This window comes from Sinorhizobium chiapasense, from assembly GCF_045277575.1.
GTDB lineage: Bacteria > Pseudomonadota > Alphaproteobacteria > Rhizobiales > Rhizobiaceae > Ensifer > Ensifer chiapasense_A.
Genome location: NZ_CP144205.1, coordinates 348613 through 372062, shown reverse-complemented (window position 1 = coordinate 372062; position 23450 = coordinate 348613). Strand labels below are relative to the sequence as shown.

General features: G+C 62.4%; 18 protein-coding genes. 8 read left to right on the top strand and 10 right to left on the bottom strand.

Annotated features, from left to right (window positions below):
- The first annotated feature begins 25 nt into the window (after positions 1-25).
- Positions 26-1708, top strand: coding sequence for an ABC transporter permease (locus QM996_RS01725; RefSeq protein WP_500269025.1), 1683 nt, complete (start codon positions 26-28; stop codon positions 1706-1708).
- A 301-nt stretch (positions 1709-2009) separates the two neighbouring features.
- Here the strand turns inward: QM996_RS01725 and QM996_RS01720 are convergent, their stop codons facing one another.
- On the bottom strand, positions 2010-3962 hold the full coding sequence (locus QM996_RS01720; protein ID WP_500269024.1) for an acetoacetate--CoA ligase: 1953 nt from the start codon (positions 3960-3962) through the stop codon (positions 2010-2012).
- A gap of 186 nt (positions 3963-4148) precedes the next feature.
- Here QM996_RS01720 and QM996_RS01715 point away from each other — a divergent pair, with 186 nt between their 5' ends.
- Complete coding sequence (locus QM996_RS01715; protein ID WP_500270368.1) at positions 4149-5972, top strand: AsmA family protein; 1824 nt, start codon at positions 4149-4151, stop codon at positions 5970-5972.
- Between the two features lie 101 nt (positions 5973-6073).
- Here the strand turns inward: QM996_RS01715 and QM996_RS01710 are convergent, their stop codons facing one another.
- From QM996_RS01710 to QM996_RS01695, 4 genes are all read right to left on the bottom strand, one after another.
- Positions 6074-6892: an ABC transporter permease gene (locus QM996_RS01710; protein WP_500269023.1), complete on the bottom strand. Its 819-nt coding sequence runs from the start codon at positions 6890-6892 to the stop codon at positions 6074-6076.
- Positions 6893-6895: 3 nt separating this feature from the next.
- Positions 6896-7807 (bottom strand): ABC transporter permease, encoded by a 912-nt coding sequence (locus tag QM996_RS01705; RefSeq protein ID WP_500269022.1) that lies wholly within the window; start codon positions 7805-7807, stop codon positions 6896-6898.
- Between the two features lie 4 nt (positions 7808-7811).
- Positions 7812-8954, bottom strand: a complete 1143-nt coding sequence (locus QM996_RS01700; RefSeq protein ID WP_500270367.1) for an ABC transporter ATP-binding protein — start codon at positions 8952-8954, stop codon at positions 7812-7814.
- Positions 8955-9059: 105 nt separating this feature from the next.
- Positions 9060-10154, bottom strand: a complete 1095-nt coding sequence (locus QM996_RS01695; protein WP_500269021.1) for a polyamine ABC transporter substrate-binding protein — start codon at positions 10152-10154, stop codon at positions 9060-9062.
- Between the two features lie 337 nt (positions 10155-10491).
- Between QM996_RS01695 and QM996_RS01690 the strand changes: the two genes are divergently transcribed.
- Positions 10492-11475: a fatty acid desaturase family protein gene (locus QM996_RS01690; protein ID WP_500269020.1), complete on the top strand. Its 984-nt coding sequence runs from the start codon at positions 10492-10494 to the stop codon at positions 11473-11475.
- Here the strand turns inward: QM996_RS01690 and QM996_RS01685 are convergent.
- Positions 11469-12878, bottom strand: coding sequence for a helix-turn-helix domain-containing protein (locus QM996_RS01685; protein ID WP_500269019.1), 1410 nt, complete (start codon positions 12876-12878; stop codon positions 11469-11471). The genes QM996_RS01690 and QM996_RS01685 overlap by 7 nt on opposite strands.
- Before the next feature lie 228 nt (positions 12879-13106).
- Here QM996_RS01685 and aceA point away from each other — a divergent pair, with 228 nt between their 5' ends.
- From aceA to QM996_RS01670, 3 genes are all read left to right on the top strand, one after another.
- A complete protein-coding gene (aceA, locus tag QM996_RS01680) occupies positions 13107-14396 on the top strand; it encodes an isocitrate lyase (protein WP_429812422.1) in 1290 nt (429 codons plus the stop codon).
- Positions 14397-14478: 82 nt separating this feature from the next.
- A complete protein-coding gene (locus tag QM996_RS01675; RefSeq protein ID WP_173515648.1) occupies positions 14479-14718 on the top strand; it encodes an SMc00767 family acetate metabolism repressor in 240 nt (79 codons plus the stop codon).
- A 280-nt stretch (positions 14719-14998) separates the two neighbouring features.
- On the top strand, positions 14999-16108 hold the full coding sequence (locus tag QM996_RS01670) for a helix-turn-helix transcriptional regulator (protein ID WP_500269018.1): 1110 nt from the start codon (positions 14999-15001) through the stop codon (positions 16106-16108).
- 69 nt (positions 16109-16177) lie between these two features.
- Here the strand turns inward: QM996_RS01670 and QM996_RS01665 are convergent, their stop codons facing one another.
- Positions 16178-17047 (bottom strand): LysR family transcriptional regulator, encoded by an 870-nt coding sequence (locus QM996_RS01665; RefSeq protein ID WP_500269017.1) that lies wholly within the window; start codon positions 17045-17047, stop codon positions 16178-16180.
- 89 nt (positions 17048-17136) lie between these two features.
- Here QM996_RS01665 and QM996_RS01660 point away from each other — a divergent pair, with 89 nt between their 5' ends.
- Complete coding sequence (locus QM996_RS01660) at positions 17137-17340, top strand: hypothetical protein (protein WP_500269016.1); 204 nt, start codon at positions 17137-17139, stop codon at positions 17338-17340.
- A gap of 94 nt (positions 17341-17434) precedes the next feature.
- Here the strand turns inward: QM996_RS01660 and QM996_RS01655 are convergent, their stop codons facing one another.
- The 3 genes from QM996_RS01655 to QM996_RS01645 all read right to left on the bottom strand — a co-directional run bounded on the left by QM996_RS01655 (position 17435) and on the right by QM996_RS01645 (position 21879).
- The gene (locus QM996_RS01655; RefSeq protein WP_500269015.1) at positions 17435-19957 is read right to left on the bottom strand and encodes a methyl-accepting chemotaxis protein; all 2523 of its coding nucleotides are present in this window, start codon (positions 19955-19957) and stop codon (positions 17435-17437) included.
- A 355-nt stretch (positions 19958-20312) separates the two neighbouring features.
- A complete protein-coding gene (locus tag QM996_RS01650) occupies positions 20313-20459 on the bottom strand; it encodes a hypothetical protein (protein WP_429812434.1) in 147 nt (48 codons plus the stop codon).
- Positions 20460-20694: 235 nt separating this feature from the next.
- Positions 20695-21879, bottom strand: coding sequence for a BaiN/RdsA family NAD(P)/FAD-dependent oxidoreductase (locus QM996_RS01645; RefSeq protein ID WP_500269014.1), 1185 nt, complete (start codon positions 21877-21879; stop codon positions 20695-20697).
- 124 nt (positions 21880-22003) lie between these two features.
- Here QM996_RS01645 and QM996_RS01640 point away from each other — a divergent pair, with 124 nt between their 5' ends.
- Positions 22004-23440: a glutamine synthetase family protein gene (locus tag QM996_RS01640; protein WP_500269013.1), complete on the top strand. Its 1437-nt coding sequence runs from the start codon at positions 22004-22006 to the stop codon at positions 23438-23440.
- Positions 23441-23450: the final 10 nt, after the last annotated feature.

The following is a 23450-nucleotide window of genomic DNA, read 5'->3' as shown; positions in this document are numbered from 1 at the left end:
GCCGTCTCGCTTCGGAATCGATCGATTGCAGTCCACCTCTCAGAGCACAAAGCGGCGTCTTGCACGTGCAGGAACCGGTCTTTCCCATCCTCTCCTGGCGACCTGGGCCGGCCTGACGTCGATGATCGTGCTGATGCCGATCATCGCGATCGCGTGGCTCGCCGTATCGGGCGGCGGCGGCAACTGGCCGCACCTCATGGAAAACGTCATTCCGCGCGCGACCGGGCGAACGCTCCTCCTCGTTTCGCTGACGGGTGCCAGCACTGCGGTCATCGGCATCCTCACCGCCTGGCTGGTGGCAAGCTGCGAGTTTCCGCTCCGCCGGTTTCTCTCCGCAGCCCTCGTGCTGCCGCTCGCCATCCCCGCCTATCTCGCAGCCTATGCTTTCGGTGAACTCCTTACCTTCACCGGGCCAGTGCAAAGCCTGGTCCGCTTCATCTTCGGCTTCAAGACGAGCCGCGACTATTGGTTCCCGGATATCCGCTCGCTCGGCGGCGCGGTGCTGGTGTTGAGCTCGGTACTCTATCCATACATCTATCTCGCCTGCCGCTCGATGTTCCTGATGCAGGGACGGGCGGCTGCGGACGTCGCGCGCACCCTCGGCGCAGGTCCGCTCAAGGTGTTCTTCCGCATCCAGATCCCGATGGCCCGCCCGGCGATCATGATCGGCCTGACGCTGGTGGCGATGGAGACCCTGAACGATATCGGTGCCGTCGAATTCCTCGGGGTGCAGACGCTGACCTTCTCGATCTTCGATACCTGGCTGAACCGCGGCAGCCTTGCGGGCGCAGCGCAGATCGCCTGCATCATGCTGGTCTTCGTCATCGGATTGATGATGATCGAACGGGCCGCACGGCGCCGCCAGCGCTTCTCCAGCCAGAAGACAACCTCGGCCGTCCACGATGCCGTCCGGCTGTCTTTGACCGGCTGGAAGAAATGGGCGGCGATGTTCGCCTGCCTGCTGCCCGTCCTCTCCGGTTTCGCCGTGCCGTTCTTCATCCTCGGCAACTTTGCCCTGAAGCGGATCGACCAATTCGTGGAACCTCGTCTCCTGAACGCGCTCTTCCACAGCATCCTGGTTTCGGGCGCGACGGCGATCGCCACGGTGCTGCTCGGCTTCGTGCTGGCCTATGCGGCACGCACCGGGCACTCCCGGGTCTCCGACACGGCCGGGCGGCTTGCCTCCTTCGGCTACGGCGTGCCCGGCACGGTGCTGGCGATCGGCGTGCTCTTCCCGCTCGCCGCTCTCGACAACGCGATCGACGCCGGCATGCGGGAAACCTTCGGCATCTCGACCGGTCTGATGATGACCGGCACCGGCTTTGCCATCATCTATGCCTGCAGCGTGCGCTTTCTGACCATGGCGGAAGGCACACTCGAAGCCGGCTTCCACAAGCTCTCTCCGCATCTCGACATGGCCGCGCGCGCGCTCGGGCGCACGGGCGGACAGACCCTGCGCACCGTGCTGCTGCCGATGATGCGTCCTGCCGTTCTGACTGCGGCCCTGCTCGTCTTCATCGAAACGATGAAGGAGCTTTCGGCCACGATCATGCTGCGGCCCTTCAACTTCAACACGCTCGCCACCCTCGTCTACGAGGATGCCTCACGGGCAAAGGTCGAGGATGCCTCGGTCGCCGCCATGATCATCGTCGTCGCCGGCATGATCCCGGTCATCGCGGTGTCGCGGTCGCTCGAAGGTCGATCCTGATCGGCCTCAGGAGCACTAGCTCCACTCGTTTCTGATGGTCGAAACGGCATAAAAAAAAGGTGGCTGGGAGGCCACCTCGATAGTCGAATGCTAAACCAACAAGTGCTCGAGAAGGGATGACATCATGTCTGCGGCGGCATCGCTGCCGAACGCCGACCTACATCGACCGGCCCCAAGTTGACATGACAATGCGCCCCGAATTCTTAACAAGACCTTACCAGGCGACTCCGCAATTTTAGTGATTTTTCAGCAAGTCTGAAGGCTTGGTTAATTCAGGGAGCGCCGACAAGTTAACGCGCCCTCAATTCTTAAGGGCCTCGAGACCGGCAAAAAGGTCGAGCGCCTCGGGGTTGGCGAGCGCCTCCTTGTTCTTCACCGGACGGCCATGCACGACATCCCGAACGGCAAGCTCGACGATCTTGCCCGACTTGGTGCGGGGGATGTCGGTGACCGCGATCACCTTCGCCGGCACGTGGCGCGGCGACGCGCCGACGCGGATGCGGTTCTTGATCGCCTTGGTCAGATCGTCGGTGAGCGTGACCCCGGATGCGAGGCGGACGAACAGAACGACGCGGACGTCGTCTTCCCAATCCTGCCCGATGCACAGCGCCTCGACGACCTCCTCCATCTGCTCGACCTGATTGTAGATCTCCGCGGTGCCGATGCGCACACCGCCCGGGTTCAACGTCGCGTCGGAGCGGCCGTGAATGATGATGCCGCCGTGTTCGGTCCATTCGGCAAAGTCGCCATGGCACCAAACGTTGTCGAAGCGCTCGAAATAGGCGGCGCGATACTTGGCGCCTTCCGGGTCGTTCCAGAACATCACCGGCATCGACGGGAACGCCTTGGTGCAGACGAGCTCACCCTTTTCGCCGCGCACGGATTGGCCCTCATCGTTCCAGACATCGACGGCCAGTCCGAGGCCCGGCCCCTGGATCTCGCCGCGCCAGACCGGCTTCAGGGGATTGCCGAGCACGAAGCAGGAGACGATATCGGTGCCGCCGGATATCGAAGCGAGCTGGACGTCCGACTTGATCCCTTCGTAGACGAAGGAGAAGCCTTCCGGCGACAAGGGCGAACCGGTGGAGGTGAGCAGCCTCAGGGTCGAGAGGTCATGGGTCTTGGCCGGCACGAAGCCGCCTTTGCGGACCGCATCGATGTACTTGGCCGAAGTGCCGAACACCGCGAATTTCTCGGCCGCGGCATAGTCGAAGAGCACGTTGCCGTCGGGATAGAAGGGCGAGCCGTCGAAGAGACAAAGCGTGGCGCCGACCGCCAAGCCCGAGGCCAGCCAGTTCCACATCATCCAGCCGCAGGTGGTGAAGTAGAAGAGCTTTTCGCCGCGGCGAAGGCCGCAGTGGAAACGGTGTTCCTTCAGGTGCTGCAGCAAGGTGCCGCCGGCCGAATGCACGATGCACTTCGGAACACCCGTCGTGCCCGACGAAAACAGCACGTAGAGCGGATGGCTGAAGGGAAGCCGCTCGAACGTCAGAGCCTTCGCCTCGAAGGGCGCGATGAAATCTCCGAGCGACGCAGCGCCCGCGATCGAGGCGGCAAGCGCCGCGCTGTCGCCGGCATAGGGTACGATCAATGCCGGTACGGCAAGGCTTGCCGAGACCGCGCGCACCTTGGCGTCGACGTCCTGGCGCTTGCCGTTGTACCAGTAGCCATCGCAGGCGATGAACAGCTTCGGCGCGATCTGGCCGAATCGATCGAGAACGCCCTGCTCGCCGAAATCGGGAGAGCAGGAGGACCAGATCGCCCCGATCGAGGCGGTCGCCAGCATCAGCGCAATGGTTTCCGGCATGTTCGGCATCATCGCCGCGACGCGATCGCCTGGGCCAATCCCTTGCGCTTTCAGCGCCTGCTGCAGTCGCGACACCAAGGCCCGCAGCTCGTTCCACGACAGGCGGTAGTCGACCTTGTCCTCACCGCGGAACACAAGCGCATCGCCATCGCCGGTTTCGCGAAGCAGGTTCTCGGCGAAGTTCAGCTTCGCTTCAGGGAAGAAACGGGCATCGAGCATCCGGTCGCCATTGACGAGGGCGGTCGCGCCACGCTCGCCGATGACGTTGCAATGCTCCCAGACTGCGGTCCAGAAATCACCACGCTCGGCCACCGACCATGCATGGAACGCGTCATAATCCGCAAAGGTCCTGCCGAAGCGTTCGCTACACCAGGCGATGAATTCGGCCATGGGGCTATGCGCACGGATCTCGGGACTGGGAACCCACAACGGCTGCTCTGCTTGCATGCTTTTCCTCCACTCCTGCTCCATGCTCTCTATACCATGCTGCATCGCAAAATAAACAGTACCCGCAGTCGCCTCGGCATCGCGCCGGCGACATTTACCTGTCTGTTTCCTGTCCGCCGCATTTGATTTCTGAAGGCCGAAGGCCTATCCAACATGCGTGACCCAAGCGACGGCGACCAGGCGGACATGACACGGAAATTCCTGCATATGATGCGCGACGCACGCCTGCGGTCGCGGCTCCGTCGTCGCCACTTCCTGTGGGCCGCAGCGATCGGAGTGGGACTTGCTGCCGCCTACAACGCCGCGCTGCCTCTGCTGATTTCCACCGCCGACGTTCGCCCAAGGGTGGAACACATGCTCGACGCCTGGTCAGGCGGGAAGAGCCGGATAACAGGCAATCCCGAGATCAGCTTCTGGCCGGAACCGACCCTCACGCTCCGCTCCGCGACGATCGAGACGGCAGATGGCACATCGCGCAAGCTCGCAAATATCGGCAGCATAACCGCTTCCTTCAGCCTGCTTTCGGCCATCGACGGCGATCCGGAACTCGAGGACATCCGCTTGATCGAGCCGGTCGTCACGCTGGAAAGACGGACGGATGGCACGCTCAACTGGCAACGCCCACACTGGTTGACTGCGCCGGAAAGGCCGATCTCCAGCGACGATACGCCCTTCGGCGACGTCACGGTCGAAAACGGACGCCTGCAGGTCATCGACCTCATCACCAACCAGACCCGAGAATTTTCCGGCATCGCCGGAACGGTCAAGTGGCCCTCCTTCACCGAGCCTCTGGGCGCCGAGTTCTCGGGCAGCCTTGGCGGACAGCTGGTGACCTGGACGCTCGACTGCAACGAGCCGCTGGCCCTGCTCGCCGGCCGTAACACGACGCTCAGGACATCGCTGAGCTCAACTCCATTGAACCTCTCTTTCGAAGGCATCGGCAGTCTCTCGCAGACACCGATCAGTTCGGGGCGGCTCCAGATTTCGACGGCATCTCTGCAAACGCTGGCAGCCTGGTATCAGGGCAAGGCTGGCCGCGCCCTGCCCGACAGCAGCCTCAACCTCAGCGCCAATGTCACGACCGGCGATCGCTCCCTGAAGTTCGACGATCTGCAGCTTGCTCTGGGCGGCGCCAGTGCGACCGGCGTTCTCGACGTCTCCATACCAGCCAGCGATACGCCCCGCATAGAGGGTACGCTCGCCTTCGACCGTATCGGCCTCAACGGCCTGCAGCCACTCATCGATCAATTGCCGGTCGAGCCTGACGACGTCACCAAGCAGCTCCGTGACGCTTTCGCGCGGACCTGGCGCGCCGACCTTCGCCTATCGGCGCAGGAGGCATCGATCGGCCCTCTGCGGCTGACGGATGTGGCCGCCGGCGTCATCATCGATCATGGGCGCGCTTCCATCGACATCGCCGACAGCACCTATGCCAATGGTCGGCTCAGCGGCCGGTTCGCCGTCTCGGAAGCGGGGTTGGCGAAGGGCGGTAAACTTGAACTGGTCCTGAAGAATGCCGACCTCGCGATAGCGCTTGCGGACTTCGGGTTTACAGGCCCGATCCCGACCGGCCGAGGCAATGTCAACTTCGACCTGGTGAGCGAGCATCCGTTCTGGACCGAGCAGGCGGCCGAGGCCTCGGGCCGCATCAGGCTCTCGCTCGCCAACGGCAGCCTCTCGGGCTTCGACGCAAACGCCTTCGCGGACCTGGTCAGGGCAGGCGAGTTCTTCTCGCTGGCTCAGGCGAGTGACGGCGGCTTCGCCTTCCAGACCGCCGACATTGAAGCCAGTTTCGGCCAGGGGTCGGCGCGGCTGAACCAGGCGCTTTTCACCGGCCAAACCGGCAGTCTCTCGGTCAATGGCGTCATTCCCTATCGCACCGGCAGCCTGGCACTCGCCGGCACCTTCATCGACGCGCTCAACGCCGGACAAAGGCTGCGCTTCTTCGTCGGCGGTTCCTGGCCAAATGCAGTGATCTCGCCCCTGTCGATCCTTGGCGAACCCAATTGAAACGGCCCCAATTAAAAACGGCGAGCGTCAGGGACACCGGCCGTTGGCGTGCCGTTCACAGCGACAAAAGCCGCTCACGCTAAGCGCGGGGCTGCTCCCGTTCAGGATTGGGCAAAGGCGGCCCGCTCGTCTCGTTCGCGCTGCGCTTCACGCTGCTTGGTCACAATGGAAGCAACGACGACCCCGATCGCCACGACGCCGATGAGGATGGTGCAGATCGCGTTGATTTCCGGCGTCACGCCGAGGCGCACCTGGCTGTAGATCTTCATCGGCAGCGTCGTGGCACCCGGTCCCGTGGTAAAGCTCGAAATCACGAGATCATCCAGGGACAGCGTGAAGGCCAGCACCCAGCCGGAAAACACCGCCGGCGCGATAACCGGCAAGGTGATCGCAAAGAAGGTCCGGACTGGAGTAGCGCCGAGATCGAGTGCCGCCTCTTCGATCGACTGGTCGAAGCTGAGCAAGCGCGACTGCACGACCACGGCGACGAAGCACATGGTGAAGGTGATATGCGCCAGCGTGATCGTCCAGAAGCCGCGGTCGAGGCCGATGGCGACGAAGAGCAGCAGCAGCGACAGGCCGGTAATCACCTCGGGCATGACGAGCGGCGCATAGACCATGCCGGAGAACAGCATGCGGCCGCGAAAACGCGTGTAACGGACGAGCGCCAGTGCCGCGAGCGTTCCAAGCACGGTTGCACAGGTCGCAGAGAGCAACGCGACACGGATCGTCACCCAGGCGGCATCGAGCAGCGCCTGATTGTGCCAGAGCTGCGCATACCATTTGGTCGAAAAGCCGGCCCACACCGTGACGAGTTTCGACTCGTTGAAGGAGAAGATCACCAGAAGCACGATCGGCAGGTACAGGAACCCGAAGCCAAGCACGATCGAGGCGATGTTGAAGCGTGACCAGGTGCCCATGTCCTACCTCCCCTCGCTGTCGGCTTTCGCCTGCGCGTTCTGGAAGTAGACGATCGGCAGCACCAGGATCAGAAGCAGGATCGTCGCCACGGCGGAGGATACCGGCCAGTCGCGATTGGCGTTGAACTCGTTCCAGAGCGTCTTGCCGATCATCAGCGTTTCCGAGCCGCCAAGCAGATCGGGGATGACGAATTCGCCAACCGCCGGAATGAAGACGAGCAGGCAGCCGGCAACCACACCCGCCAGCGACAGCGGGAAAGTCACGCGCCAGAAAGCGGTGAACGGCGTGCAGCCGAGGTCGAGCGCGGCCTCCGTCAGCGTGTGGTCCATCTTCTCCAGCGAGGAATAGATCGGCAGCACCATGAAGGGCAGATAGGAATAGACGATGCCGATGTAGATCGCCCAGTTGGTGTTGAGGATGATCAGGGGCTGGTCGATCACGCCGGTCGCCAGAAGGAACTGGTTGAGCAGGCCCTCGGGCTTCAGGATCGCGATCCACGCATAAACGCGGATCAGGAAGCTCGTCCAGAACGGCAGGATCACCAGCATCAAGAGCGTCGGGCGGACGGTCTTCGGCGCCTTCGCCATGCCGTAGGCGATCGGATAGGCGATCAGCAGCGTCAGGACCGTCGAAACGGCCGCGATGATGACGCTCGACACATAGGCGTTGAAGTAGAGAACGTCTTCGGTGAGCCAAACGTAATTGTCGAAACTGAACTCCCGCGCCTTCTCGACAATGCCCGAGAGGCCGCCGAAGAGGTCGAAAACCGGCGTATAGGGCGGCATCGCCACTGCCGTCTGCGACAGCGAGATGCGGAAGACGATGAAGAAGGGGATGAGGAAGAAGAAGAGCAGCCAGGCATAGGGGATGATGATGACGAGGCGGCTGAAGAGAGCGGATGCGACGCGTGTCATGGTCTCAATCCTTCAGAACGACGCCGGCGTCTTCGCCGAAGGAAACCCAGACTTCCTGATCGTAGCCGAGCGGGTCCTCGACTGCACGCACTGCGTTCAGCGACGATGCCTTGATCACCCGTCCGTCCTTCAGTCGCACATGAAAGACGGTCATGTCGCCAAGATAGCCGATATCCCAGATCTCACCCTGGACGGCGTTGACGGGCGCATTTGCCGGCGGCTGCCGGCTGACGCGGATCTTTTCCGGACGGACGGCGACCGCGGACCTGGCGCCGGCAGACGGTCTTTCGGGAGACGCCATGCGGATGGGGAAGCCATTGGCGCCTTCGAGCCGCACATAGCCGCCCTCGGCTCCAGAAACCGCTCCCTCGAAAATGTTGACGTCGCCGATGAAGTCCGCAACGAAACGGGAATTCGGCGCCTCGTAAATCTCGGCCGGGGTCGCGACCTGGATGACCTTGCCGTGGCTCATGACCGCGATGCGGTCAGCCATGGTCATCGCCTCCTCCTGGTCGTGCGTCACGACGACGAAGGTGAGGCCGAGTTCCTGCTGCAGGTCCATCAGTTCGAACTGGGTTTCCTCGCGCAGCTTCTTGTCGAGCGCGCCGAGCGGCTCGTCGAGCAGCAGCACCTTCGGCCGCTTGGCGAGCGAGCGGGCGAGCGCGACGCGCTGACGCTGACCGCCGGAAAGCTGATGTGGTTTGCGCTGGGAGAACTTTTCGAGCTTCACCAGCTTCAGCATCTGCGCGACGCGCGCGGCGATATCCGCTTTCGGCATGCCGTCCTGCTTCAGGCCGAAAGCGATGTTGTTCTCGACCGTCATGTGCGGAAAGAGCGCATAGGACTGGAACATCATGTTGACAGGACGCCGATAGGGCGGAATGCCGGCGAGGCTTTGCCCGTCGAGAATGATCTCGCCTGAGGTCGGCTGTTCGAAACCGGCGAGCATGCGCAAGAGCGTCGACTTTCCGCAGCCGGAAGCGCCGAGGAGCGCAAAGAATTCGCGTGTGTAGATGTCCAGCGAGAGGTCGTCGACGGCGGTGAAGTCGCCGAACCGCTTTGTCACGTTCTTGACGGAAATGAATGGCTTGGAAGCGGGATCCGCCCAGGGGGCAAAGGACCGCCGGATACTGCCGAGAGACTTCATCATCAATCCCCGAATGATACAGCCGATCGGGCGCTCTCGTTTCTCCCCGGCGCCCATTAAGAAAATTGCCCGGATCTTGAGGTCCGGGCAATTCGTTTTCCGCTCTTACTGGCCGGTTACGACCTTTGTCCAGAGTCGGGTCAATACCCTCTGTTCTTTCGCCTCGAAGGGCGTCACCGTGAACAGTTTCTGCATCACCTCATCCGACGGATAGATGGCGGTATCTTCCAAAACGGCCTTGTCGAGGAACTGCTGCGAGGCCTTGTTGCCGTTGGCGTAGAAGACATAATTCGATGCCTTGGCGACCACTTCCGGCTTCATCATGTAGTTGAGGAAGGCGTGGGCTTCCTCGACGTGCTGTGCATCGGCGGGGATCGCGAACATGTCGAACCACATCTGCGCGCCCTGCGACGGGATCGCGTAGTCGACGGTCACACCGGCTTTCGCTTCCGCCGCACGGTCACGGGCCTGGAAGACGTCACCGGAGAAGCCAACTGCGAGGCAGATGTCGCCGTTGGCGAGCGCGTTGATGTATTCCGAGGAATGGAACTTGCGCACATAGGGGCGGATGCTTGCCAGGAGATCGGCCGCCTTTTCCAGATCGGCGGCCTCATGGCTGTCCGGATTGAGGCCGAGATAGGCGAGTGCCGAAGGCATGACGTCGGTCGGGGAATCGAGGATGTGGATGCCGCAATCCTTGAACTTCGCTGCCAGTTCCGGATTGAAGATGACGTCCCAATTGGGCTTTGCGTCGGTGCCCAGGATCGCCTTCATCTTGTCGACATTGTAGCCGATGCCGGTCGTGCCCCACATGTAGTCGACAGCGTATTCGTTGCCTGGATCGTACTTCGCCGTACGCTCCATGATCACGTCCCACATGTTGGAAAGGTTCGGCAGCTTCGACTTGTCGAGCTTCTGGAACACGCCGGCGGCGATCTGCCGCTGCAGGAAGGTTGCCGTCGGCACGACGACATCGTAGCCCGAGCCGCCGGCGAGCAGCTTCGTCTCCAGGATCTCGTTGGAATCAAAGACGTCATAGACGACTTTGATGCCCGTCTCCTTGGTGAAGTCTTCCAGAATGCTGCTGTCGATGTAATCCGACCAGTTGTAGACGTTGACCACGCGCTCCTGCGCCGAGGCCAGCATGGTCGAGCCGGCCAGTACGGCTGCCGCCAGGGTTGTGACGATGAGCTTGGACATACAACTCCCCTCTTGGTTTTTCATTTCGGTGCCCCGGCATGCCGAGGCACCGTCCAATCCGTTTCGCTCAGGCCGGGAGGTTAGGCATGTTTCTCGATAACCTCAAGCGCTTTCGTGGCGATAAAAGACCGCGCCGCGCCAGTCCGTGTTTTTCACAAGTCGAGGAAAATCGGGCACTTATGACGAACCACCGTGCCACCGCTCAAACCTGCCGATGCCACCTGCCACAGTTAACCATGTCGGATGCTCGACATGCACGAACCGACGTTTACAATTGATTAACCATGAGCGCCGTGCGAATTTTCCGCCGGTTGTGCATCAAGGGTTGGGTATTGCGATGGGCGAGAAGATCATTGGCGAGAGCGCCCCGGGCGGGCGGAGCCGCAGGATCGATCCCAGGGAGTTGAAACGCCTGTCGGTGCTCGAGCCGCGGAAGGCGCTGGGCGCGATCGCTTTCGATTGGGCGATGATCGCGGCAGCGATCGCCGTCAGCGAATATGCCGGCAATCCCCTCGTCTATCTGATCGCCGTGGTGCTGATCGCGGGACGCATGCATGCGCTCGGCTGCATGATCCACGAGGCGGCGCATTACCGCATCATCCGCAACCGAAGCCTCAGCGACGGAATGAGCGACCTGCTGCTCGCCTGGCCGGTGCTTGCCACCGTCGACGGCTATCGCCAGAACCATCTCGCCCACCACCAGCACGCCAATACCGACGAGGATCCGGACTGGACCGCGAAGCTTGGCATGCCTCAATTCACCTTCCCGCAGAAGCTTGCCCGCGGCATCGCCCAGTTGCTCGGCTACCTCATCGCGGTCAATTCGCTGCGCGACATGCTGCATATGGCCAAGCGCATGGGAAAGAACGATCGCTCGACGCTCCAATACAAGCTGCTGCGCATCGGCTTCTATGTGTCCGCCGCGGTAGTCTTCACGCTGCTCGGCATCTGGCGGGAAGTGGCACTCTATTGGGTCGTGCCGTTCCTCACCTTCTTCTGCCTGTTCCTCTACATACGCAGCGTCGCCGAGCATTTCGGCAGCATGGACTATGGCGACGAGTTGACGAGTTCACGAACCGTCTACCCGCATGCCTGGGAGAAGCTGTTCTTCGCCCCCCACAACATCAACTATCACCTCGAGCACCATCTCTATCCGGGCGTGCCCTTCTACAATCTGCCGGAACTGCACGCGATCCTGATGCGCAACAGGACCTATGCGGACAAGGCGCACATTACCCGCGGCTACACCACAGGACTGCCGGCGGAATGTTTCGCGCCGAACGCACCGCTGCTGCCGAACCGGCATCCCGTCAGCTACTGAAAATCGAAGACGCTGAGGCCTGTCGCCATCTCATCGAGCCCAAGTGGGCGCGTGACCGGCGGTTCGGCACGTGCGAGACAGCCCTGCCGCTCGCAGAGCCGGCAGGCGGCGCCGATTGCGACCGCCGGCGGCAGCGCCGAAGCGTAGACGACCTCGTCGGCGAAGGACGCCTCGCAACCGAGAAGCAGAGCCGTGCGCCGGACACGCTCCTGGAACGCCGCCTGCGGGCCATCCAGCGTGCGCGCCACCGTCAGAAACGCAGCGCCATCCGGCATTTCGACACGATCGACCAGAACCTGCCCCGGCACCGAGAAGGCGGCGTGGATATTGAGCTTCGGACAGCCGCCGCCGAACTTCGCCTGCGGGAAGCCTGCTGCGCCGGCCCGCCGCAAGCGGTGGCCAGCATTGTCAATCTCCATCAGGAAGAACGGCACGCCTTGCGCTCCGGGTCGCTGTAGCATGGTCAGCCGATTGGCAGCCTGCTCGAAGGAGACCTGGAAGCGGGCACGCAACATATCGACATCATATTTCGCGCGCTGGGCGGCGGCGAAGAAGGCGGCATAGGGCATCATCAGCGCATGCGCGCCGTAGCGCGCAAGCTCGAAACGGGCGATGCGACGCGCCTCCGCGGTCGAGAAACGCAAAGGTTCCAGTTCGGCAATGATCGCTTCGTGGCAGGCGATCGACACCGCCTCCATGGCGATCTCGCGGAGCTGGTCATAGGGTGACAGCCGCTCGGAGATGAAGAGGCGCATGGAATGCCGATCGAAACGGCGGCGCAGATTGGGCATAGCATGCACCGGCAAACTGCGAACGACCAGGCCATGTTCCTTCTTCAGCCAGTTCTTGAGCGCGCCCATGAGATCATCGCCGGGCGACAGCGCCTCGTGAAAAGTTTCCGCCGCCGCCTCGATCGCAGCGAAATGATTGGGCCTGGCCTCGAAGGTTTCCCGCACCTCGTCCATCGGCAGCCGCGTGCCCGAAAGCGCCTCCATATGCCCCTGCCCCGCCAGCAGATCGGCAAGATCCTTGAGGCGCGCCGCCTGCTCGCGATAGGCGCGATAGAGCTTGACGACACCGCCCGCGGCATTGGGAGCGGCCTCCGCCACCTCGATCAGTTCCTGCTCTCCCGGCAACTCGGCTGACAGCAGCGGATCGGCAAAAACCTCGCGCAACTGTGCGAGACTGCCGCCGGTTTCTCCCTGCAGTTCGTCGAGATCGACCTTGTAGACCGAGGCGAGTTTCAGAAGCAGCTGCACTGTCAGCGGCCGCTGATTGCGCTCGATCAGATTGAGGTAGGACGGCGAGATGCCGAGCGCCTCGGCCATGGCCGTCTGCGTCAGCGACAGGCCATTGCGAATACGCCTGACCCGCGGACCGGCGAAGATCTTGTTCTCGGCCATTTGTAACTACCTTTACAACTCGCGAAGCACATAATGTTTTACATCTTTTACAGATTTACTTCGCGCCCCTGTCAAAGGCAAGACAAGATAACCCTTTTAGTCGCGCTATTTCCTCGTTTCCAATAGCCTATTGCCGCAGCGCAATGTAAAAACTGTCACATGAACTCGAAACATGAAGCACCGTACGACGAAAGTCGAATGGATGAGAGATTTTGACAGGAGGATGTAATGACTGATTTTTACAAGCTCGTTCCGAGCGCACCGCAAGGCCGCTTCGATGGCGTCGACCGCCCCTATAGCGCAGAGACCGTGAAGCGGCTGCGCGGGTCGGTCGAGATCCGCTATTCGCTGGCCGAAATGGGCGCGAACCGCTTGTGGAAACTCATTCACGAGGAAGACTTCGTCAATGCGCTTGGGGCGCTGTCCGGCAACCAGGCCATGCAGATGGTCCGTGCCGGCCTGAAGGCGATCTACCTCTCCGGCTGGCAGGTCGCGGCCGACGCCAACACCGCCTCCGCCATGTATCCCGACCAGTCGCTCTATCCGGCCAATGCGGCGCCAGAACTCGCCAAGCGCATCAACCGCACGCTGCAGCGCGCCGACCAGATCGAGACCTCCGAAGGCAAGGGCCTTTCGGTCGATACCTGGTTCGCGCCGATCGTCGCTGACGCCGAAGCGGGCTTCGGCGGCCCGCTCAATGCCTTCGAGATCATGAAGGCCTTCATCGAAGCCGGTGCTGCCGGCGTCCACTACGAGGATCAGCTCGCTTCGGAGAAGAAGTGCGGTCACTTGGGCGGCAAGGTGCTGATCCCGACGGCGGCCCATATCCGCAACCTCAACGCCGCGCGGCTTGCCGCCGACGTCATGGGTACGCCGACACTGGTCATCGCCCGTACCGATGCGGAAGCGGCAAAGCTGCTCACCTCCGATATCGACGAGCGCGACCGTCCTTTCGTCGACTATGACGCCGGCCGCACGGTCGAGGGCTTCTACCAGGTGAAGAACGGGCTTGAGCCCTGCATCGCCCGCGCGGTCGCCTATGCGCCGCATTGCGACCTGATCTGGTGCGAAACCTCGAAGCCGGATCTGGAGCAGGCCCGCAAATTTGCCGAGGGCGTGCACAAGGCGCATCCGGGCAAGCTGCTCGCCTACAATTGCTCGCCGTCGTTCAATTGGAAGAAGAACCTGGACGACGCGACGATCGCCAAGTTCCAGCGCGAGCTCGGCGCGATGGGCTACAAGTTCCAGTTCATCACGCTCGCCGGCTTCCATCAGCTGAACTTCGGCATGTTCGAGCTGGCGCGCGGCTACAAGGCGAGGCAGATGGCCGCCTATTCCGAGCTGCAGGAAGCGGAATTCGCAGCAGAAGCGAATGGCTACACCGCGACGAAGCACCAGCGCGAGGTGGGCACCGGCTATTTCGATGCCGTCTCGATGGCAATCACCGGCGGCCAGTCCTCGACAACCGCCATGAAGGAATCGACCGAGCACGACCAGTTCCGCCCGGCCGCAGAGTGAAAGACCGGCGGGAGCGTGGCAATCCCTGCCCGCCGCGCTCCTGCCGCCAGAACCACAGCCTCGAACCTCAAGGAGAAGTCCAATGACAGTCCAGACACGCGTCAAGGAACGGGCCGAGGAACAGTCTTCGGCAATGACCCCGGACCAGCAGGCAGCGATCCGCATGGTCGCCAACGACCTGCATCGCCTCAACCAGTCCGTCATGAAGGCCGTCGATGCCGGCGTATCGGTCGAGCTCGTTCGCTCGGCCCGCCACCACGGCGGTGAAGGCAACTGGGGCGATCTGCTGATCCCCGTCATCGTAACCCAGGGCAAGCCATGACACTCATTGCGGTGACGCTTGCGATGGCCCTGCTTTCGTCGGCTTCATTTCAGCCGGCGGCGGCAGTCAGAGCGGTGAAAGCAATCTCAGATTGAAAATCGCACATATCATGGCGAAGATGCGACGTTACCAGAGATCGGAATGGCCGGCCGGAATGCCGGCCATTCGGCGTTGCGGCACTGAAACGGGTTCCAACATCTTCTTCGATATGCCATTTCAAGTTGATCGCGCGGCTCGCAGCCGCTTATATTAGCCCAGCCTATCTTAGGTTGGGGCAAGCATGTATCGATCGACGAAAGCTGCCGATACGGCCGAATTGACGGAGCTCATCTACGGCGCCGCCTTTGGTGACTGTGGCTGGCAGGACTTTCTTGACCGCCTGACGACGACAATGCCGGACGGGCACTCGGCGCTCCATTACCACGATCTCACGTCGCCAATGGCATGCGTGCCCTATGTCTCCGGCTTTACGCCGGATGCCATCGCTCAATTCAACAACCACTTCGCCGCGATCAATCCCTGGATACCGAAGTCGGTACTGGTGCCGGTCGGGCGCGGTCTCGCCGGCGAACACATCGTCTCGCGCGCGGACCTGGTGAAATCGGAATTCTACAATGACTGGCTGAAGGGCCAGACCGGCTGCGAAAGCACCGTGGGCGTGACCATCGTGCGCAGTCCGACGCGCACATTGCTCGTATCGACCTGCACCTCATCGACGGACGAAGAGCTCAACCGGCGCGCGGCCGATCAATACACCCTTCTTGCTCCCCATCTGAAGCGTGCCTTCGACTTCCTGCGCCGGCGCGACCTGATGATGGCCGAACAGCATGAGGGCCGGACACTGCTCGATACGATCGGCGTCGGCGTCATCTATGTCGGCGACAATCTCCGCATCCGATCGATGAACGACAACGCCGAACAGATGGCGGCGAAGGGCTCTCCGTTTCGCGTCACGATCAACGGGCGCCTGGTCATGGACGAACCGGAAACCAACGCCGCACTCGAGCTTCTGGCCTCGCCGCTCGGCACTCCGGCTCAGCCGCAGGTTCGCCTTGTCAGGACCGCGGAGGACGGCGCCTTTCGGATCACGCTGGTCCGGCGGAGCGCCAGCATCTTCACCGAACTCCTCGACGGCCCCACGGTCGCCGTGCTGATCGAGCCGGCGACCTCGCTCGTTTGCGACCAGCGCCTCAACCACCTGAGAGACAGCTACAGCCTTACGCCGGCCGAACTCCGCATCGCGTCCGGCGTCGCCGCCGGTCTGACGCTGAAGGAGATGTCGCAGGCCAACGGCGTCAGCTACGAGACGATCCGCACACAGCTCAAGAGCATCTATGCCAAGACCCGGGTCAATTCGCAGGCCGCCCTCGTCAAGCTCCTGATGCGCTGACCAAAGGCGCCGTCATCCAATTTGGCATTCCTGCAGCACCGGTAAGACACAAGCCGGCCGCTCGCGCGCTCAGCCGCGGCGCGGCCTTTTTCCGGCAAAGACGTCGGCATGGCTGCGCAACAGCTTCGTCATGCGGTCGACCACCGTGCGGATTTCCTTTCGGTGCCGGTCCTCGTTGTTCATCACGATCCATTGGCGGTGCCTCAGTGCGGGGATCTCCTCGCCTGCCCGCTCCAGCATGGGATCGAGATCGCCGACGAAGCAGGGAAGCACAGCGCAACCGGCACCTGCCCGCGCGAGATCCAAGAGCGATCGCGGCCGTGTGATGGTCGCGACGATCCTCCCTTCCGCCTGCTGGTGGGGCCAACGAAGATAGGTCGAGATTGCCTCCTCCTCACCCACTGCCACCCACCGGGCGTTGGCAGCCGCCGGTGCGTTCTTCTGGCGATAGGCGGCATAGGCGACGTCACCGACCGGGCTCGCCGCCAGATAGGTTTCCTCGGGCTCGAAAGCGCGGATGCCGATGTCGGTCTCGCGATAGGCGAGGCTGGCGCGCGTCTCGCCGACGGTCATCGCCAGGCTGAAACCATCCCTCTCAGTGCAAAGCGCCGGGAAATTCTCCGCGAGCAGCCAGGCAATCCAGGTGCCGACGGTGATGCGGACGGTCGCGCCTTCACCCTCGCGCCGCCAGCTCTCGACCCGACGCGCCGCCGCCTCCATCTCCTGAAGCTGCTCGAAAAGGAGCTCGCCGTCGCCGGTGAGCTGGTAACCGGTCTGGCTGCGCAGGAACAGGGAGCGGCCCGTCCGCTCCTCGAGTTCCAGCATCCGCCGCCCGACCGTGGCAGGGCTCGAACCGAGCGCCTGTGCGGCGCCGGTAAGGCCACCGGTGCGCGCCACGCTCATGAAACAGCGGTAGATATCCCAATCCAGGTTTTTCATTTCTGGAAAACATAGGCCGATTTCCGCTGTATGTAAAACTGCTTTGGATGCATAAAAGGAGTGATGCCCATCAAACGAGGAGCATCACCATGGAAATGATGGCAATGGTTTATATCGCCGACATGGCCCTGAAGAACCGGCGTTGGGACGAAGACTTCGATCCGAAGCCGCCGGGACTTCTTCGGCGCATATTTGACGCCTTGGCCGCCAAGATCGCCGAGCGGCGCAGGAGACGTCTCGGCGCCCAAAAAAAGAGCACCGCGGAGCCTTGCGGCCACGCGGTGCAATGTTAGCCCCTGCCCTTGTTATGTCGCACGGCGATACCGATTTCCGTGCGTCCGTCCGAAGGCGGACGTCCGCCTTCGGCGAATTCGATTGCCGGCCGCCTCAGGCGGCCCGGTAGCCGTAGTCGTCCGCCTCCGGCTCTAGCCGGAACTGCTCGACGAGCATCATCAATGTGTCCGCCTGGTGCGCGAGCGACCGGCTCGTTGCCGTCGCCTCCTCGACCATGGAAGCGTTCTGCTGCGTCATCTGGTCCATCTGGTTGACCGAGCCGTTGACCTCGTTGAGCGCCACGGCCTGATCACGGCTTGCGGTCGCGATCATCTCGACATGCTGGCTGACGGTGACGATCTGCGCGCTGATCGACGCCAACACTTCGCCCGTTTCCTTGACCAGGTGCGAACCGGCATTGACCTCGTTGGTCGACTTGTTGATGAGCCCCTTGATCTCGCGCGCGGCTTCCGCCGAGCGCTGCGCCAGCTCACGCACTTCCTGGGCAACGACGGCAAAGCCCTTGCCCGCTTCACCCGCACGCGCCGCCTCGATACCGGCGTTCAGCGCCAGGAGATTGGTCTGGAAGGCGATGTCGTCGATCACCTCGATGATCTGTTCGATCTGGCGCGAGGCCTCTTCGATGCGTCCCATGGCTGCAATCGCATTGGTGACGACGGTCGCCGAGCTGTCGGCGCTGCGCTTCGTCTGGATCACGGCGTGGTTGGCCTCCCCGGCACGCTCGGCAGACGAGCGAACGGTCACGGTGATCTGGTCGACAGCAGCCGCCGTTTCTTCGAGCGATGCAGCCTGGGCTTCCGTCCGCTTCGACAGCGAGTCCGCGGCATGGTGCATGCTGGAGCCGCTTTCCTGGATCGCCTGCGCATTGGCGCGGATCTGCGACAGCGTATCCTGCAGGCGGATCAGCGAGCCGTTGAAGTCTTCGCGCAACTGTTCGAGGCGACCATGGAAGGGAACCTCGATCTGGCGCGAAAGATCTCCCTGCGCCAGGCGGCCGAGACCGGCGGCAAGCTCGCTGACGGCCAGATCGATCTGGCGATCGAGTTCGCGCTTTTCCTGATCGTTACGGCTGCGCTCGATTTCGGCGCGGGTCCGCTGCTCCTCGCTCTCGGCCTCGATGCGGACCTTGGAAAGCGCGTTCTCCTTGAACACGCCAAGTGCCCGCGCCATGTCGCCGATTTCGTCGCGGCGCGCATCGCCGTCGATCGCTGTGTCGAGACGGCCGTCGGCAAGGCGACGCATGGCAGCAGTGATCTGGCCGATCGGCTTCTTCAGCGTCAGCGTCAGCGCAATGCCGGCCAGCAGCGCGATGACGACGCCGGCGACGGTTGCCGCCACCGAGATCTGGTTTGCTTCCTGGCGTTCCGTCCCGGCGGCGACCTTCTGCCGTTCGGCAAAGCTGGTGAGATCGCCCCAGATCTGGTCGATCGACTGGCCGGCGGCGTCGAAATCGGCGGTCCGCTTGACGGTGATTTCGACGAGTGCCGCGGCGTCCTTCTTCATCGCGGTCAGAATCGGCATCAGCGTATCGGCGATCTTGTCGAAGGAAGCGCCGTCGCTGGCAACGCCACGCAGCGTTGCCATGTTCTGCTGAACGGCAAGCGACTTGTCGAGCAGCTTCTGGCGGTTCTCTTCGTTGGTCTGGCCCATGAAGGTGGCAGCGGAAATCTGGATGTCCGTGATCGACCCGGCGAGCCGGCGGGTCGCGGTCAGCACCGATTCCGTCGTGACGATCTGCTCGTCGAGTTCGGCGAAGATCCGCGTCGCGTCACGCATCTTGCCGACCGATGCCGCCTCCAGGCGGAAGCTCGCGGTGCGGAATCGGTCGACATATTTGGAGATGCCGGCGAGCGTCTCCGGGCCGGCTGGCGCCTTCAGCAGCGCGCCGATCTCGCTCGAGGCGGAGGTGATCGTTTCCGTCAGCGACTTCTCGTCTTTCGGCAGCAGACGGAATATGTCGCGCTCCGTGCGGCCGATCATCGGGAAGCGCTCCTTGACCGCCTTCAGCTTGTCCTCGACGGAGATCGCCTTGCTGACCTCCGTCCCGAATTCGTTGAAGAAGCGGCTGGCGCGCATCAGCTTCTCGGCTTCGCGCAGCATGGTCTTGGCGGCGTTTTCGCTTTTCCGCACGGCATATTGCAGCCGGTTCGACTCCTCGTTGATCTTGGAGCGCTCGATCAGCAGCGCATCGAGGTTCGCCGCCATCGCCGTGCGCAGTTCCTGCTCACCGACATGCAGCTTCCAGAGGCCGTCGATGCGCGCCTCGATATCGTTTGTCGCGGCGATCGCGGCCGTCAGTTCGTCCTGGCCGCTCTGACCGGCAACCTGGGCGGCCGTCGCCGCAAGCACGTCCTTCTGGGCCGAAATCTTCGACTGGACGGCTTCCCTGGTTTCCTCGGTCGTTGAATGCAGAAAGGCGTTCATGCCGGCATAGACATCCTTGAAGCCGCTCAATGTCTGCAGCACGCTGTTCGAAATCTCCATGCGCCCCTGAAGCAGGCCGGACGCATAAAGGCCGGTGATACCGACGGCACAGATGCTGACGACGAAGGGCAGGATGAAAAGGAGCACCTTCGTCTGGATCTTGAAACGGGCAAGAATTCTATCAATGAACATGGAAAACACCTTGGCTCGCAGCTCGCATTCGCCTCCCCCGGCAGCTCGAGACGTCTTCGCATTCAACGACTGGGCGTGAAGGCGCGGACGATCGAGAGCCACCCGATGCGCAAAACAGGCTGATGTTTTTCGGAAAATCATACGGCGCACGCCGTCAGTCCGTCGGCAATCATTGCGGATCCACATCGCCGCTCCGAGGCAATGCGAACCTGACGAAACTCACTTCGTCGCACTATTTAATTTGAACGATTAAAATTTGTATAAGCGCGATCGCCTGCGGCAGAAAATCCGAAGGAGCGCGGCGGCGCCTCAACTGCGCCCGAGGAACCGGCCGTCTAAAGCCGGTCGCCTGAGATCAGAACCAAAGGGCCGGAAGAGCGGCGAGGGCGGCAACGGCGAAAAAAGCGATCAGTGCGAGGCGCGTGATTGCGGCCTTCTGCTGACGACTTTCATCGGTGCGGGCGATCGCTATGGCGCGGGGACGGCGGCGTGGTTGGTTCATGGCATCCTATCCTTGTCACATCGACCGGCAACCATCGACCCGGATGAACCGGCTTGCCAGTCACACATATATTGCAGCCATGCCGTGGTGGAGGAAAGTCAAAAAATAGGAAACAGTGTTATTTCCGTTTATGTGACAATCCGATCTCACCAACCGCCGGCTGTGCCGACAAAAACAAAGGTTCGGTCTGACCCGTTAACAATCGCTGAAGCACAACGCGCCAAAAGCGGGGAGATCACACGTCCTGCCCGGCGGCAAAGCCCGATGCCCAGGCCCATTGGAAATTGTAGCCGCCGAGCCAGCCGGTCACATCGACGCATTCGCCGATGAGGTAGAGTCCCGGTACCGCCTTCGCCTGCATCGTCTTGGAATCGAGCCCATTGGTATCGACGCCGCCGAGCGTGACTTCGGCGGTACGATAGCCTTCCGAACCGGCGGGCTTGATCGTCCAGGCCTGGATCGAGGACGAAAGCTGGTTGATCGTCTTGTCCGAGAGGTCGGCCAACTGGCGCCCAGTCAGCTTCGCGCCTTCGACGAAAAACTGTGCAAGCCGGCGCGGCAGGATATCACCGAGCGCCGTCTGCACCGCCTGCCTGCCGTGGGTGCGCCGGATTTCCTTGAGGATTGAAGCGATATCGATGTCAGGCATCAGGCGCAGCACGATCTCCAGTCCTTCGCGCCAGAAGGACGAGATCTGCAGGATCGCCGGGCCGCTCAGGCCGCGGTGGGTGATCAGCACCGCCTCGCGAAAGGCTGCCTTGCCGCACCGGGCTTCGGCGTCGGCAGCGACGCCCGACAGTTCGCCGATCGTTTCGAGCTGCGCCGGATCGAGGGTCAGGGGCACGAGGCCCGGCCGCGTTTCGACGATGCCAAGCCCGAACTGCTCGGCGATCCGGTAGGCGAACCCGGTCGCTCCCATCTTCGGGATCGACTTGCCGCCGCTGGCAATGACGAGCGACTGCGCGTCGATGGGCCCCTCATCCGTCATGACGCGGAAGCCCGCGCCATGGCGTTCGACGCTTTCGATCGTTGTCTCCAGCCGCAACTCGGTGTGCACGTCGCGCATCTCGGAAAGTAGCATCCTGATGATGTCCTTGGCCGAATGGTCACAGAAGAGCTGGCCAAGCGTCTTTTCGTGCCAGGCAATGCCGTGCTTTTCGACCAGTACAAGGAAATCACGCGGCGTGTATCGCGCCAGTGCCGACTTAGAGAAATGGGGATTTGCCGAAAGGAAGTTCTTCGGCCCCGCATGGATGTTGGTAAAATTGCAGCGACCGCCGCCGGAGATGCGGATCTTCTCGCCGGGCGCCTTGGCATGGTCGAGCACGAGCACGCGGCGCCCGCGCTTGCCCGCCTCGATGGCGCACATCATGCCCGCGGCACCGGCGCCGATGATGACCACATCCTTCTTTTCAGCCACGAAACACCCCAGCTCTTTTGTCCTTCCTTCCCGGTGGCGGGGACGAAAGTCAATGACGAAGCCCATCTAGCCAATTGCCAATCTACGGTTATGATGCGCTATCCGAAGCCAAAACCGGTGATTTATGCCCTCCGAGAGAAGTGCTGCCCAACAAACAACGAAAATCAGCAAGACCTCGAAAATCCCCCCCGCACTGCACTCCCTCCGCGGCGTGAAGACGTGGAAGGAAGCCACGGACTGGCTTAAGATCCGCGGCATCGAAGACATCGAATGCATCACGCCCGACCTCGCCGGCGTGCCGCGCGGCAAGATGATGCCGACCTCGAAATTCACTTCCAACACCTCGCTGGCACTGCCCTCGGCAATCTACCGCCACACGATTTCGGGTGAGTATCCTGATGAAACCGGGCAGTTCCGCTACGATTCCCGCGACAGCGACATCAAGCTCGTCCCCGACCTCTCGACCCTTTCGGTCGTGCCCTGGGAAACCGACCCGACGGCGCAGGTGATCTGCGACATCGTCGGCTCGCAGGGCGAACAGATCAGCTACACACCGCGCAACGTGCTGAAGCGCGTGGTCGATCTCTACAAGCAGAAGGGTTGGAAGCCGGTGGTGGCACCGGAAATCGAGTTCTATCTCGTCGCCCAGAACGACGACCCGGACTATCCGCTGCATCCGCCGAAAGGCCGTTCGGGCCGCTCCATCCTTGGCGGCCAGGGCTATTCGATCGCAGGGATCAACGAGTTCGACGAACTGATCGACGACATCTACCACTTCTCCGAGAAGCAGGGCCTCGAGATCGACACGCTGATCCACGAGGAGGGGCCGGCCCAGCTTGAGATCAACCTTCGTCACGGTGACCCGATCGAGCTTGCCGACCAGGTGTTCCTGTTCAAGCGCACGATCCGCGAGGCGGCGCTGAAGCACGGGATCTATGCGACCTTCATGGCGAAGCCGATGCAGGGCCAGCCGGGTTCGGCGATGCACATCCACCAGTCGGTGGTCGAGATCAACACCGGCCGGAACCTGTTCTCGAACCCGGACGGTTCGGCATCGAAGGAGTTCTTCCACTTCATCGGCGGCATGCAGCACTACGTGCCGCGCACGCTGGTCATGATGGCGCCCTATGTGAACTCCTACCGCCGGTTGACGCCCGACATGTCGGCGCCGGTCAACACCGCCTGGGGCTACGACAACCGCACAACGGCTTTCCGCATTCCGGTGTCGGAACCGATTGCCCGGCGCATCGAGAACCGGCTGCCGAGCTCGGATGCCAACCCCTACCTGGCGCTCGCCGCCTCGCTCGCCTGCGGTTATCTCGGCATCATCGAACAGCGCGAGCCGACGGCACCGACCGAGGACACGGCGAACGAGGGTGAAATCCTCCTGCCCCGCGGCCTGCTCGAAGCGGTCGCTCTGCTGGAATCGGCACCATCGCTTGCGGAGGTGCTGAGCCCCGAGTTCATCGCCATCTACGCCGGCGTCAAACGCGGCGAGTTCGAGACCTTCATGCAGGTCATCAGCCCCTGGGAACGCGAATTCCTGCTTCTCAACGTCTGACCTCAGAGGT

Excerpts from the sequence above, each read along its gene's own strand:
- QM996_RS01660 (WP_500269016.1), top strand. The coding sequence starts at position 17,137 with ATGGAAATGATGGCAATGGTTTATATCGCCGACATGGCCCTGAAGAAC.
- QM996_RS01695 (WP_500269021.1), bottom strand. The coding sequence starts at position 10,154 with ATGTCCAAGCTCATCGTCACAACCCTGGCGGCAGCCGTACTGGCCGGC.
- QM996_RS01685 (WP_500269019.1), bottom strand. The coding sequence starts at position 12,878 with ATGGCCGAGAACAAGATCTTCGCCGGTCCGCGGGTCAGGCGTATTCGC.
- QM996_RS01710 (WP_500269023.1), bottom strand. The coding sequence starts at position 6,892 with ATGGGCACCTGGTCACGCTTCAACATCGCCTCGATCGTGCTTGGCTTC.
- QM996_RS01720 (WP_500269024.1), bottom strand. The coding sequence starts at position 3,962 with ATGCAAGCAGAGCAGCCGTTGTGGGTTCCCAGTCCCGAGATCCGTGCG.
- QM996_RS01650 (WP_429812434.1), bottom strand. The coding sequence starts at position 20,459 with ATGAACCAACCACGCCGCCGTCCCCGCGCCATAGCGATCGCCCGCACC.
- aceA (WP_429812422.1), top strand. The coding sequence starts at position 13,107 with ATGACTGATTTTTACAAGCTCGTTCCGAGCGCACCGCAAGGCCGCTTC.
- QM996_RS01655 (WP_500269015.1), bottom strand. The coding sequence starts at position 19,957 with ATGTTCATTGATAGAATTCTTGCCCGTTTCAAGATCCAGACGAAGGTG.
- QM996_RS01665 (WP_500269017.1), bottom strand. The coding sequence starts at position 17,047 with ATGAAAAACCTGGATTGGGATATCTACCGCTGTTTCATGAGCGTGGCG.
- QM996_RS01690 (WP_500269020.1), top strand. The coding sequence starts at position 10,492 with ATGGGCGAGAAGATCATTGGCGAGAGCGCCCCGGGCGGGCGGAGCCGC.
- QM996_RS01675 (WP_173515648.1), top strand. The coding sequence starts at position 14,479 with ATGACAGTCCAGACACGCGTCAAGGAACGGGCCGAGGAACAGTCTTCG.
- QM996_RS01640 (WP_500269013.1), top strand. The coding sequence starts at position 22,004 with ATGCCCTCCGAGAGAAGTGCTGCCCAACAAACAACGAAAATCAGCAAG.
- QM996_RS01715 (WP_500270368.1), top strand. The coding sequence starts at position 4,149 with ATGACACGGAAATTCCTGCATATGATGCGCGACGCACGCCTGCGGTCG.
- QM996_RS01670 (WP_500269018.1), top strand. The coding sequence starts at position 14,999 with ATGTATCGATCGACGAAAGCTGCCGATACGGCCGAATTGACGGAGCTC.
- QM996_RS01700 (WP_500270367.1), bottom strand. The coding sequence starts at position 8,954 with ATGAAGTCTCTCGGCAGTATCCGGCGGTCCTTTGCCCCCTGGGCGGAT.
- QM996_RS01705 (WP_500269022.1), bottom strand. The coding sequence starts at position 7,807 with ATGACACGCGTCGCATCCGCTCTCTTCAGCCGCCTCGTCATCATCATC.